Source organism: Pseudomonas sp. NFX5 (genome assembly GCF_049132125.1).
GTDB classification, from domain to species: domain Bacteria; phylum Pseudomonadota; class Gammaproteobacteria; order Pseudomonadales; family Pseudomonadaceae; genus Aquipseudomonas; species Aquipseudomonas marginalis.
In genome coordinates, this window is record NZ_JAFMZG010000027.1 from 50,760 (window position 1) to 63,599 (window position 12,840).

Here is a 12,840-nt window from a genome sequence, read left to right on the forward strand (position 1 = left end):
TACGCGGGCGCCTTTCTGGTTTGATTGAATGCTTACAGCAAATCGTATTGCTTGAGCTTTTTGCGCAAGGTGCCACGGTTGAGGCCCAGCAGCTCACTGGCTTTGGTCTGGTTGCCCTTGACGTAGTTCATCACGCTTTCGAGCAGGGGCGCCTCGACTTCGGAGAGCACCAGGTTGTACACGTCCGTGACGGAAGCGCCCTCAAGGTGGGCGAAATAATTATGCAGCGCCTTCTCGACACTCCCGCGAAGGGTCTGGCCTTCTTCGCTCGGCGTGTTGAGGTGCTGTTTCAAATTGACGTTGTCGCTCACGGGTGTTGTTCCACTCACTAAAGTCTCGGTCATCATCGTCATGCGGCCACCCATTCTCCGTCCCCTGCTCTCAGGCTCTTGTCTCGTTCGGCAAAAAACTCACGAACGGCGGTGACCTGTGCTTGCGTTTCATCCAAACGATTGAACCCGGCGCGAAACTCCCTGGCGCCTGGCAGGGTTGCGAGATACCAACCCACATGCTTGCGAGCAATACGCACGCCCATCACCTCTCCATAGAAGGTGTGAAGTGCAGCCAGATGCTCTAGCAGAATACGTTCCACCTCGACCAGTTCCGGCGCCGGCAGGACTTCACCCGTACGCAGGAAATGCTCGACCTCACGAAAAATCCACGGCCGCCCCTGGGCGGCCCGGCCAATCAACACACCATCGGCACCGGTGGCGTGCAGCACGCGCCGGGCTTTTTCGGCCGAGTCGATGTCGCCATTGGCAAATACCGGCATCGACACCGCCTGCTTGATCGCGGCGATGGTGTCGTACTCGGCTTCACCGGTGTAAAGGTCGGCGCGGGTGCGACCATGCACCGCCAGCGCTGTAATGCCTGCCTGTTCGGCGATCTTCGCCACCGTCAGGCCGTTCTTGTTGTCCCGGTCCCAACCGGTACGAATCTTCAGGGTCACCGGCACATCCACCGCGGCAACAACGGCCTGCAGGATCTCGGCAACCAACTGCTCATCTTTCAACAGCGCGGAACCGGCGGCCTTGTTGCAGACCTTCTTGGCCGGGCAGCCCATGTTGATATCGATGATCTGTGCGCCCAACTCCACGTTGGCCCGGGCTGCATCCGCCAGCATCTGCGCATCACCGCCGGCGATCTGGACCGAGCGGGGCTCGGGATCACCTTCGTGGATCATGCGCATCCGCGATTTGCGGGTGTTCCACAAGCTCATGTCGCTGGTGACCATTTCCGAGACTACTAGACCCGCGCCCAAACGCTTGCACAGCTGACGAAAGGGCTGGTCGGTGACGCCCGCCATCGGGGCGAGAATCAAGCCATTCTGCAATGTATATGGGCCGATGCGTACCGCCGACATAGGACTTCCCTGTTGTGGGGCCGGATCATTAGAGTTCGAAAAAGGGTTGGCATGATACCCGCTCTCGATGACTGGATAAAGGCTGAATTGGATAAAATCTGAACAGTTATTTCTTTATCGCCGCCGGTTTGGATGGGCGGGGCCCAGTCAATACTCCACCGTCAAGCGACGGTGTGTAGGCCGATTCACTCGGGCGAGTGGAAGCTCAGGCTGTAATTCACGGCTTTATTGCCCGGATCGAGGATATCCAGGGAGATATGGATCGGGGTCTGTGATGGCATTTCGCTCACCCCGGCCAATTCGCCGCTCAGGTATTCGGCGGGCTTGAAGCGACGACTGGCAATCAGGTTGCCGTTGAGGTCGGCGAAACGCAGTTCCAGCAGCGGAAAGGGCTGGGAGAACGTCGCGCGGTTATAGATGATCGCATCCACCACCAGCGCCCCGGCGAACTCCGGGTGGCTGCGTACCACCAGGTTACTGCTCTTGATATGGGCGATATCGACCCGCGACGGCACCGTGCAGCCCAGTGTCGGGCACAGTTGCTGGAACCACGGGCGGTAAGCGTCCTGGCGGGCCAGATCGTCGAACTGATAGGCAATGTACTGCGCGGCCAGGCCGGCGGCGGCGATCAGTACCAGCAGCATCCAGATCAGGCGACGGCCCAGGCCCTGCGGGCGTTTTTGCGCGTACAGGTGCAGAGGGTCGTCTTCCAGGTCCTGGAGCAGGTCGTCATGGACGCCGGCCTCGGGGCGTGGGCGCTTGCGACGGGGTTGCGCGCGCTCTTCGGGCTCCGCTTCATCCGCTGCCGCTGTCAGGGGCGTGAACGGAGGGTCGATGTGTTCATCTTCCGGGGTTGAGCGCAGCGCGGGCTCATCGCCGAGGTGCAACGACATGGAGGGCTCGGTGCGCTGCCGGGTCGCAGTGGCTTTGGTCGGTTCAGGTTCGTCTTCGGCGGCGGAGGCGCGTTCTTCAGGCGGTTCGCTGAACAGGCTGGCGGCCCATTTTTCTTCTTCGGCCTTGACGGTTTCGCGGCTGGCGCTGAGGGCGTCTTCTTTCTGCCGACGGTCGGCACCGGGCTGGCGGCGTTCCGCGCCCACGGGCAGTGTGTGCTGAATCTCGCGGCGTTCCAGCTTGGCCAGTTCCTGGTCCAGGTCCAGGTTGTCCAGGTCCAGCTCTTCGGCGCTCCATTGCTTCTGGCTGATTGCCCGCTGTGGCTCAGGCGCGGCTTCGCGCACGGGCTCGATCGTGGTCGGCTGCTCCGGCGCAGGCGCCTGGGCGCGCTGCTCCAGCAGCTGGCGGGCAGCGTTGAAGACTTGCAGGCACGAGCCGCAGCGAACCACGCCGCGAGCCACGCTCAATTGGGCGTGGTTGACGCGAAAGCGGGTTTGGCAATGCGGGCACTGGGTGACGAAACTGTCGGTCATGCGGCCATCCGATTCAGGCAAGCGCTCATTCTAGCGCCGACGTCCGCTGATGCGTACCCAGCCATCACGGTTAGCGATCGGATCCAACTCGAAATCCTTGGCGTAGGCGGCGGCGACATCTTCGCCCTGCTCGGCGAGGATGCCCGACAGCGCCAGGCGCCCGCCCGGCTTGACCAGGCTCGACAGTTGCGGCGCCAGGGACACCAGCGGGCCGGCGAGGATATTGGCGACCAGCACGTCGGCCTGCACCTGGGGCAAATCCTGCGGCAGGTAGAGCGGGAATTTGCCTTCAGGAATGTTGTTGCGCCCGGCGTTATCCCGGGACGCTTCCAGGGCCTGCACGTCGATGTCGGTGCCCACGGCTTCCTTGGCGCCCAGCAACAGGGCGGCAATCGCCAGGATCCCCGAGCCGCAGCCGAAATCCAGCACGTGGCTGTCCGTCAGGTCCTGGCCGTCCAGCCACTCCAGGCACAACGCGGTGGTGGGGTGGGTGCCGGTGCCGAATGCCAGGCCCGGATCCAGCAGCAGGTTGACCGCGTTTGGCTCCGGGGCGGCATGCCAGCTCGGCACGATCCACAGGCGCTGGCCGAAGCGCATCGGCTGGAAGTTGTCCATCCAGCTGCGTTCCCAGTCCTGGTCTTCGATGATTTCGCTGTGATGCTCGGGCAACGGGCTGCCGGTGAGCAATTCCATATGGGCCAGTACGGCGGCGGCATCGGTGCTGTCTTCGAACAGGGCCAGCAGATGGGTGTGGGACCACAGCGGGGTGGTATTCAGTTCGGGTTCGAAGATCGGCTGGTCTTCGGCGTCCATGAAGGTCACCGAGACGGCGCCCACTTCGAGGAACGCGTCTTCGTAGGTTTCGGCTTGTTCTGGGCTGATGGCGAGACGGACTTGCAGCCAAGGCATGGCGGGCACCTTTGAAAAAAATGAGTGTGCAGCGGGGTAGGCTGCGAAAGCGCGCAAGTTTACGCGAGCGGCGGGCAGAAGACGACACTACTGACTGCACGCCGGTCAAATGTGGGAGGGGGCTTGCCCCCGATTGCAGTGTGTCAGTCTCAGCATCTGTAACTGATCCACCGCCATCGGGGGCAAGCCCCCTCCCACATTTTGACGGTGTACATCTTCAAAAAAGTAGAGGGCCCACAAACAACAAAGCCGCCCGAAGGCGGCTTTGTTGGGTGGAGCACTTACTGGTTGGCCAGCTTGTGTTCCAGGTAGTGAATGTTCACACCACCCTCGCAGAAGCCTTCATCGCGAACCAGGTCCCGGTGCAGCGGGATGTTGGTCTTGATGCCGTCGACCACGATTTCGTCCAGGGCATTGCGCATACGGGCCATGGCCTCGTCGCGGGTCGCGCCCCAGGTGATCAGCTTGCCGATCAGCGAGTCGTAGTTGGACGGAACCTTGTAACCGCTGTACAGGTGCGAATCCACACGTACGCCGTTGCCGCCGGGCGCGTGGAAATGCTTGACCAGGCCAGGGCTTGGGATAAAGGTCTTCGGGTCTTCGGCGTTGATCCGGCACTCCAGGGAGTGACCGTGGATCTTCACGTCGTCCTGGGTGAAGGACAGCACGTTGCCGGCGGCGATGCTGAGCATCTCCTTGACGATGTCGATACCGGTGACCATCTCCGACACCGGGTGCTCTACCTGCACACGAGTGTTCATCTCGATGAAGTAGAAACGGCCGTTCTCGTAGAGGAACTCAAAGGTACCGGCGCCACGGTAGTTGATGTCGATGCACGCCTTGACGCAGCGAGCCAGGACTTCCTGACGCGCTTTTTCATCCAGGCCCGGTGCCGGGGCTTCTTCCAACACCTTCTGGTGACGACGTTGCAGCGAGCAATCGCGGTCGCCCAGGTGGATGGCGTGGCCCTGGCCGTCGGACAGTACCTGCACTTCCACGTGACGTGGGTTGGTCAGGTACTTCTCCAGGTAGACCATCGGGTTGCCGAACCAGGCAGCCGCTTCGGAGCGAGTCTGCTTGGCCGCTTCGATCAGTTCTTCTTCCTTGTGCACCACGCGCATGCCGCGACCACCACCGCCACCGGCGGCCTTGATGATCACCGGGTAGCCGACTTCGCGACCAATGCGCAGTGCGGTTTCCTCGTCTTCAGGCAGTGGGCCGTCGGAGCCAGGAACGGTGGGCACGCCGGCGGCGATCATGGCGTCCTTGGCCGAGACCTTGTCGCCCATCAGGCGAATGGTTTCGGCTTTCGGGCCGATGAAGGCAAACCCGGATTTTTCCACCTGTTCGGCGAAATCGGCGTTTTCCGCGAGGAAGCCGTAGCCCGGGTGGATGCCATCAGCGCCGGTCACTTCAGCGGCGGCGATGATGTTCGAGACTTTCAGGTACGAGTTCGTGGCCAGTGGCGGGCCGATGCAGATGCTCTCGTCCGCCAGTTTCACGTGCATCAATTCGGTATCGGCCGTCGAGTAAACAGCGACGGTCTTGATGCCCTCTTCCTTACAGGCGCGCAGGATACGCAGCGCGATCTCGCCGCGGTTGGCGATCAGGACTTTTTGCAGTTTCTTCGCAGGTTTCAACATCGAAGGCGCTCCGCGGTTCAAACGATGGTGAACAGCGGCTGGTCGTACTCAACCGGCTGACCGTTTTCTACCAGGATGGATTCGATGACACCGGCTTTTTCGGCCGTGATGTGGTTCATCATCTTCATCGCTTCAACGATGCAGATGGTGTCGCCCACTTTCACGGTCTTGCCCACTTCAACGAAGGCTGGCGAGGTCGGTGCCGGGGTGCGGTAGAACGTACCGACCATTGGCGACTTGACCACGAAACCGTTCAGCGCAGGGGCTGCCGGTGCGGCAGGTGCGGCGGCGGCAGCAGGCGCGGCGGCCGGAGCAGCAGCCGGTGCCGGTGCCTGCATCTGTGGTGCGTAGAACTGTTGGGCCGGGGTCTTGCTGTGGCGGCTGATCCGTACGGACTCTTCGCCTTCCTTGATTTCCAGCTCGTCGATACCGGATTCTTCCAGCAGTTCGATCAGTTTCTTAACTTTACGGATATCCATGAATCATCAACTCCCAAGGGTCGGTCAGGGGCGCTTGGCCTGTTCTTCAAGCTGTTCCAGGGCGGCCTCCAGGGCCAGTCGGTAACCGCTGGCGCCAAGGCCGCAGATCACTCCTACCGCAACGTCGGAGAAGTAGGAGTGATGGCGGAAAGGTTCGCGTTTGTGCACGTTCGATAAATGCACTTCGATGAATGGGATGCTCACCGCCAGCAGCGCGTCACGTAATGCAACACTTGTGTGCGTAAAAGCGGCGGGATTGATCAGGATAAAGTCCACGCCTTCGCCACGGGCAGCATGGATGCGATCAATCAATTCATACTCGGCATTGCTTTGCAGGTAGAGCAAATGGTGGCCGGCTTCACGTGCCCGTCGTTCCAGGTCAAGGTTGATCTGATCGAGGGTCACTGCCCCGTAGACGCCCGGTTCACGGGTGCCGAGCAGGTTCAGGTTGGGTCCGTGAAGAACCAGTAAGGTCGCCATCGGCTGTTCCTTGTTATTGATGTGGGCAAGGCAGAACCCGGCGACTATGCCGCAAAGCCTTTGTGACTGTCCAGTTCTATGCAGTAGGCGGCACGATTAGCGAGGATTGCGCAAAATTTGTGACTGGTGGCTGGGATCCGGTCATTGGTAATACGCCCTTGAATACTGTGGAGATCAAATGTGGGAGGGGGCTTGCTCCCGATTGCAGTGTGTCAGTATCGACATCTGTAACTGATCCACCGCTATCGGGGGCAAGCCCCCTCCCACATTTTGATCTTCATTTGATTTTGGATCTTCGTGGGGCGGGTCAGACACGGAACGCCTGCACAGCCGTATTGAGCTGCCCACCCAGCACCAGCAAATGCTCACCCTGGCTGCGGCCCTGGCCGATGCGCAGCAAATTATCCTCACCCAACTGATGAATCCGCTCGCTGTTGTCGCGAATCTCACTCACGGCGCCACTTTGCTGCGCCGTTACATCGGCAATCCGCACGGCGGTGTCGGAAATGGTCTGGATCGCGCCGACGATTTCATCCAGCGCGCCATCCGCCGCCTGGGCTTGCTGGGCGGTAGCCTCGGCGTGTTCAACCTGGGCGCGCATGCCCTGCACCGATTGGTGCGCAGCGGTTTGCAGGCCGGTGATCAGGCCCTGGATTTCGGCGGTGGCGCCAGCGGTGCGTTGGGCCAGGGTGCGCACTTCGTCGGCGACCACGGCAAAACCGCGTCCGGCTTCACCGGCGCGTGCGGCTTCGATGGCGGCGTTGAGCGCCAGCAGGTTGGTCTGGTCGGCAATCGAGCGAATCACGGTCAATACGCCGCCAATGGTGGCGGACTCCTCGGCAAGTTTCTCGATCATCTGCGCATTTTGCTGCACTTCACCCACCAGCGCGTGCAGGCCGGTCAGGCTCAGGCCGATCACGCGCTGGCCTTGCTCGACCGCCTGGCCCGCGCTGCGACTGGCGCCGGCCGCCTGGCTGGCATCACCGGCGACTTGCTGGATGGTGGCTTCCAGTTCGCCCAGGGAATCACGAATCTGCGCAGTATCCCCGGCCTGGCGTTCGGCGCCGTCGTGCAGGCCACTGCTCAGCTCGGCCAGGGCGCGGCTGCTGCCGGCCACTTCTTCGGCATTGCCACGGATGGTACCCACCAGATCCACCAGGTAGGCGCGTAAACGGTTGAGGGACGCTTCGATGTCGCGCAGTTCGCGGTTGGTCTTGCCCAAGGTGATCGGTTGGCTGAAGTTGCCCTCGCCCCAGATCGACAAGGCCGGGGCCAGGTTGGTCAGCACCCGCGCCAGGCGCCGCTGCAGGGTGTCGATCAACAGGGCGATCAGCAGAATCAGGCCGATCATCACGCCTTGCATCAGGCGCACTTCGCCCTGGATCTTGCCGTGTTGCGCACGCACCACCGGCTCCAGGCCGGCGATGGCCTGCTGAACGGCGGCGATTTTCAAGTGGGTGGCGGCGGCCAGGTCGGCACGCTGCTGGATCTGCGTGCGGGTGCGCTGGAGTTCGGCGGGGTAGCGGGCCAGCAGGCCGTTGAGTTCGCGCTTGAGGTCGACGCCGGTGTCCTGGGCTTCGGCTTTTGCGCTGTTTTCCAGGCCCATCAAGGCCGAAAAGTCATCGGTGTTGGATTCTGCGCTGGCCTTTACCCCGAGTAATGGCAGTTGCTCCAGCAGGTCGGCCTGGCTGCGCATATTGCCGACTTCGCGTTCCACATCGTCCGCCAGTTCCGCGCGGCCGCTGCTCACCAGTTTGTCGCGGGCCAGGGACAGCTTGTCCAGGTGCAGTGAGGCCGCCAGCAGCGGTGGCAGGTAGCGCGCGGCTTCGGCGCTGTTGACGCCCATGGCGTATTGGCTCAACTGCTCCAGGTTGGCGCCCAGCTCCCGCTCGGCTTGCAGCAACAAGGCTTGCGGGTCGCCGGCCAACTTTCCGGCCGCCAGCAGGTCGGTCTTGCTGAAGGTGTCCAGGTCCACAAGGCTGGGGCGCAGGTTCTGTGCGAGGTCGGCGGGCAGTTCATCCAGATGCTGCAACAGGCTTTCCAGGCTCTGGCTGGCGCTGCTCAAGCGCAATGCATCACCGCTGCCCAGGTAGTCGTCGATATTGCGCGCGGCCTGGTTCTGGAAGGCCTGTGACAGACCGAGGTAGCGTTCCATCAGCAAATAAGGCCGTTCCAGCGCTCGTTGCGACCACCACAGCGTCGCTCCAAGTGCCAGGCACACGGCCACCAGCAGGAGGGTATTGAGATTGGTCAGCAGCTTCAGGCGCATGCGGGGTATCAACCGACAGCAAAAGGTAAGTGCCTGAAGTTATTGCGTTTTCATTACAGGGTTATGACGGAATCAGTGGATTCTGGTGAAAAGGTGGCACTTTGCTTTGACGTGCGTGCCGCTTGCACGCGGTTACGCCCGGCGTCCTTGGCGCGGTACAGCGCCTCGTCGGCCTGGGCGGCCATCATCAGGCTGTCGGAGCCGTCACACAGCTCCACCACCCCGGCGCTGAAGGTGCACCACAAATCCTGCGGCTGCGCCGGGTAGTGAATCTCGGCAAAGCGCCCACGAATCTCATCCAGCACCTTGCAGGCCGAGTCCAGGTCGGTGTCGGGCATCACGATGGCGAATTCTTCACCGCCGTAGCGGCCGATGTAATCGGTCTTGCGCAGGCGTTGCTTGAGAAACAGCGCCAGGCTCTTGATCACGCGGTCGCCCATGGGGTGGCCATGGCTGTCATTGACCCGCTTGAAGTGATCGATGTCGAGCATGGCAAAGCTCAACGGCTTGTTCTCGCGGCGCGCGCGGAAGCTGCAGTCTTCGAGCAGTTGCAGGATATGGGTGTGGTTGTACAACCCGGTCAGGCTGTCGCGCACCATCCGCGCCTTGAGGTTGCGCGCACGGGCGGCGCGGTTGCGCACCGTGGTGATCAGGTGGCGCGGCTTGATCGGTTTGGTGAGGAAGTCGTCGCCGCCTTCGCTCATGGCGTCCAGCTGTTTGTCCAGGTCGTCTTCGGCCGACAGGTAGATGATTGGCACGCTGACATAACGGTCGTTGTGGCGAATCACCTTGGCCAGTTCGGTGCCGGTGCAGGCCGGCATGTACATGTCGAGGATGATCAGGTCGGGCTGGAAGTCTGCCAACTCGGCCATGGCCTGGATCGGCTCGATCAAGGTGCGGGTGACGATGCCGGCACTGTTGAGCAACCGCTCGGTGTGCAGCGCCTGGGCCCGTGAGTCATCAATGATCAGCACTTTGTACGGTTCGTACTGGGCGACGCAGGTCAGCACTTCGATCTTTTCCAGCAGGCTGGAGGCTTCCAGCGTGCCGGTGAGGAATTCCTGGCCGCCGGCGCGCACGGCGGCCAGACGGGTAGGGGTGTCGGTTTCGTGCAGGCTGAAAAACAACAGCGGCAGCTTATGCTCCAGGCCTTCCTGGGCTTCGGCGGCGAGCTTGAGGCCCAGGCCGGCGCCGCAGAAATCCACGTCCATCACGATCGCCGACGGCAGGCGCTCGGCCATGGACGCGCGAAACGCCGCGACGCTGTCCAGGGACTGGGCGCTCATGCCAAAGAATTCCAGCTGCTTGGCCAGGCGCTCGGCGCGGTCGTGATCGGCCAGCATCACGTAGATCGGCTTGCGCATCGGCGGCAGGAAGGTTTGTTCCAGCTGGTCGCCCTGGCGCAGGCCGGTGCGGGACAGGCGCTGCATCAAGCGGTTGAGTTCGGTGATCAGGTGGCTGCTCAGGCGCCCGCGGTTTTCGTCGACGGCCTTGAGCGATTCGCCGATGTGCCGGGCCAGTTGGCCGTGTTCGGGTTGTTCGAAGCGCTCGGCAAAGCGCTGCAGGCGCAGGTTGGCCTCGCTGAGTTCGGAGAGGTCGGCGCCTGACCATTCGCTGCGTTGCAGGCGCTGCCAGATCTCAAGAATTTGACGTGCCTGATGAATTACCCGCTGGGCAAAATGCTGCTTGAGACGCTCACGGCTGGGGTCTTCTGGCTCGGTCATATCCTGACTACTAGTGAGGGTGCATGCTGAGGTCGAACTGATGGCTCTATGCTAGCACCTCTTTCCAATGGGATGAGTGTCATATGTCAATTAACTGCGTGTCCCTGATATTCAGTTGGTGACCTGACGGTCGCGCAGCTTAAAAAGCGTGCATCCTTTATAGTCGAATGCCTGCCGTATGCACGTTTGGTGAAAAGCCCCGCATGGGCGGGCACGATGGGGTAGGGTTGTGGTCGGAGTGTTTGAACGCACGCCCTCAATTCAAGTGCATGAACTCAAGTGATTGAAAGGATATCGCCATGCTGGACTGGAAAAACCGTGCGGGCAGTGCCAAAGGCCCTGCCCCTGAGCCCAAGTCGGCCAACCGCAGCTATTTTCGTACCCTGCTGATGAGCCGAGCCGTGCTCAGCGTGCTCGGCCTGTATCTGTTGGTCACCGGCGCCCTGGGCTGGTACTGGAGCGAAGAGCCGGCGCTGTTCCCGGTCCAGCAGAATGCGCAGCTTGCCGCCGAGAAGGAAGGCAAGCAGATGGTGGTGGGCTATACCACCGTCGAAACCCTCAAGACCGTAGTCGGCACGTTGCTGAACAAGCCCGGTGGCTATATTTCCAACGACCGTTTCCCGCCGGGCCTGTGGATGGACAACATGCCCAGCTGGGAATACGGCGTGCTGGTGCAGGTGCGCGACCTGACCCGCGCCTTGCGTAAAGACTTCGCCCGCTCCCAGTCGCAGTCGGCCGAAGACGCCGATCTGGCCAAGGCCGAGCCGCGTTTCAACTTCGACAACAAGAGCTGGGTGCTGCCGTCCAGTGAGTCGGAGTACCAGGAAGGCATCAACTCCCTGAACCGCTATGAAGCGCGCCTGTCCGACCCGAACCAGCGTGGCGCCTTGTTCTATGCCCGTGCCGACAACCTGAACAACTGGCTGGGCGATGTGGCCACCCGCCTGGGCTCGCTGTCGCAACGCCTGTCGGCCAGCGTGGGTCGGGTCAAATTGAACACCGCACTGAAAACCGAAGCCCTGGCGCCGGGTGAAGTGCCGCAGGTCGACGAAGAAGTGGTGGAAACCCCATGGATGCAGATCGATAACGTGTTCTACGAGGCCCGTGGCCAGGCCTGGGCGCTGTCCCACCTGTTGCGTGCCATCGAAGTCGACTTTGCCGACGTGCTGGCCAAGAAAAACGCCACCGTCAGCGTGCGCCAGATCATTCGTGAGCTGGAGGCTTCGCAAGAGCCGGTCTGGAGCCCGATGATCCTCAACGGCAGCGGTTTCGGCGTGTTGGCTAACCATTCGCTGGTCATGGCCAACTACATTTCCCGGGCCAACGCGGCGGTGATCGATTTGCGTCAACTGCTCAACCAGGGTTGATGATGGACACAGCTCAAAACGAGGCCGCGCACCGTGCGGCCTCTGATGCCGAACTGATCTGCTGGGTCGACGAGCGGGACAACCTGCTCGGCCACCTCGTCAGGTCCGATTTGCGCCAGCGCGGCCTGATCGGCCGTTGCACCTTTATCTTCCTGTTCAATACCAAGGGTGAGCTGTGCGTGCATCGGCGCACCCTGAGCAAGGCCCTGTACCCGGGTTTCTGGGACACGGCGGCGGGCGGGATGGTCGCGGCGGGCGAGTCCTACGCGTTATCGGCGGCCCGCGAGCTGGAAGAGGAACTGGGTGTCGGCGGGGTGGAACTGACCGAGCATGACCATTTCTACTTTGAGGATGGCAACAGCCGGCTCTGGTGCAAATCCTACTCGGCGACCTGGGATGGGCCATTGCGCCTGCAGCCTGAAGAAGTCATGGAAGCGCGCTTTTTGCCCGTGGAAACGGTCCTGCAGGAAGCCGAGCACAAGCCTTACTGCCCGGACGCCCAGGAGGGCTTGCGGCGCTATCTGGCCTCACGTCGCTAAAGCTGCATAAATTGGCGCCATTTGGCTCTTAGCAAGTGGGCTTTTTGCCGTTACACTGCGCGACTTTTCACCCGAACCGCCTTGGCGGGTCGGTAGCGCTGCCCCTGCCTGAGTGGGGCTTCGCGGTCGGTCGTTCCTTAGCGGAGGCCGATCAGTCTTTGTCCTCCCGAGAGGATTGCCGGTGGCCAAAAAAGCCGCATCCTTCGCCGCCCTCGGCGGCCTGGTATTTTCCACCGACGCAGGTCGACACTGCCCGGACTGTCGTCAGCCCGTGGATTCGTGTACCTGCAAACAGACCCTGATCCCCGAAGGCGACGGTATTGCCCGCGTGCGCCGCGAAAGCAAAGGCCGTGGCGGCAAGACGGTGACCACCATCACCGGCGTGCCGTTGGCCGAAGAGCCGCTCAAGGCACTGGCCACCACGCTGAAAAAGCGCTGTGGCACCGGTGGCGCGTTGAAAGACGGTGTCATCGAGATCCAGGGCGATCACGTCGAACTGCTGTTGGCCGAGCTGATCAGGCTGGGTTACAAGGCCAAGAAGTCCGGCGGCTGAAAGCCTCTTCCCAACCTGTGTCTAAACTCTGTCCTGCGAGTGGGGTCTACCTTGCTTACAGGCAAATCGTCATTTTCATTCTTTAGACTG

The 12,840-nt window shown here is 61.8% G+C and carries 12 protein-coding genes; 3 read left to right on the forward strand and 9 right to left on the reverse strand.

Annotated features, from left to right (window positions below):
* Nucleotides 1-32: 32 nt before the first annotated feature.
* From fis to J1N02_RS16745, 9 genes are all read right to left on the reverse strand, one after another.
* On the reverse strand, nucleotides 33-353 hold the full coding sequence (gene fis, locus J1N02_RS16705; RefSeq protein WP_002555375.1) for a DNA-binding transcriptional regulator Fis: 321 nt from the start codon (nucleotides 351-353) through the stop codon (nucleotides 33-35).
* On the reverse strand, nucleotides 350-1,363 hold the full coding sequence (gene dusB, locus J1N02_RS16710) for a tRNA dihydrouridine synthase DusB (RefSeq protein WP_027607756.1): 1,014 nt from the start codon (nucleotides 1,361-1,363) through the stop codon (nucleotides 350-352). Before dusB ends, fis begins: the two co-directional genes overlap by 4 nt.
* A 185-nt stretch (nucleotides 1,364-1,548) precedes the next feature.
* On the reverse strand, nucleotides 1,549-2,787 hold the full coding sequence (locus J1N02_RS16715; protein ID WP_421147502.1) for a DUF3426 domain-containing protein: 1,239 nt from the start codon (nucleotides 2,785-2,787) through the stop codon (nucleotides 1,549-1,551).
* Nucleotides 2,788-2,817: 30 nt separating this feature from the next.
* Nucleotides 2,818-3,696 (reverse strand): 50S ribosomal protein L11 methyltransferase, encoded by an 879-nt coding sequence (gene prmA / locus J1N02_RS16720; protein ID WP_421147503.1) that lies wholly within the window; start codon nucleotides 3,694-3,696, stop codon nucleotides 2,818-2,820.
* Between the two features lie 281 nt (nucleotides 3,697-3,977).
* Nucleotides 3,978-5,339 carry an acetyl-CoA carboxylase biotin carboxylase subunit gene (gene accC, locus J1N02_RS16725; protein WP_027607998.1) on the reverse strand — a complete coding sequence of 454 codons (1,362 nt, stop codon included), beginning with the start codon at nucleotides 5,337-5,339 and terminating at the stop codon, nucleotides 3,978-3,980.
* Between the two features lie 17 nt (nucleotides 5,340-5,356).
* The gene (gene accB / locus J1N02_RS16730; RefSeq protein WP_027607997.1) at nucleotides 5,357-5,818 is read right to left on the reverse strand and encodes an acetyl-CoA carboxylase biotin carboxyl carrier protein; all 462 of its coding nucleotides are present in this window, start codon (nucleotides 5,816-5,818) and stop codon (nucleotides 5,357-5,359) included.
* A 24-nt stretch (nucleotides 5,819-5,842) separates the two neighbouring features.
* A complete protein-coding gene (gene aroQ / locus J1N02_RS16735) occupies nucleotides 5,843-6,298 on the reverse strand; it encodes a type II 3-dehydroquinate dehydratase (RefSeq protein ID WP_003171482.1) in 456 nt (151 codons plus the stop codon).
* Between the two features lie 307 nt (nucleotides 6,299-6,605).
* Nucleotides 6,606-8,567, reverse strand: a complete 1,962-nt coding sequence (locus J1N02_RS16740; RefSeq protein ID WP_027607996.1) for a methyl-accepting chemotaxis protein — start codon at nucleotides 8,565-8,567, stop codon at nucleotides 6,606-6,608.
* 53 nt (nucleotides 8,568-8,620) lie between these two features.
* Complete coding sequence (locus tag J1N02_RS16745) at nucleotides 8,621-10,291, reverse strand: response regulator (RefSeq protein WP_098480444.1); 1,671 nt, start codon at nucleotides 10,289-10,291, stop codon at nucleotides 8,621-8,623.
* Nucleotides 10,292-10,680: 389 nt separating this feature from the next.
* Between J1N02_RS16745 and J1N02_RS16750 the strand changes: the two genes are divergently transcribed.
* The 3 genes from J1N02_RS16750 to J1N02_RS16760 all read left to right on the forward strand — a co-directional run bounded on the left by J1N02_RS16750 (nucleotide 10,681) and on the right by J1N02_RS16760 (nucleotide 12,750).
* Nucleotides 10,681-11,658 (forward strand): DUF2333 family protein, encoded by a 978-nt coding sequence (locus tag J1N02_RS16750; protein WP_370671257.1) that lies wholly within the window; start codon nucleotides 10,681-10,683, stop codon nucleotides 11,656-11,658.
* A gap of 2 nt (nucleotides 11,659-11,660) precedes the next feature.
* Nucleotides 11,661-12,197, forward strand: coding sequence for an NUDIX hydrolase (locus J1N02_RS16755; RefSeq protein WP_368963563.1), 537 nt, complete (start codon nucleotides 11,661-11,663; stop codon nucleotides 12,195-12,197).
* A gap of 181 nt (nucleotides 12,198-12,378) precedes the next feature.
* Complete coding sequence (locus tag J1N02_RS16760; RefSeq protein ID WP_027607992.1) at nucleotides 12,379-12,750, forward strand: translation initiation factor Sui1; 372 nt, start codon at nucleotides 12,379-12,381, stop codon at nucleotides 12,748-12,750.
* Nucleotides 12,751-12,840: the final 90 nt, after the last annotated feature.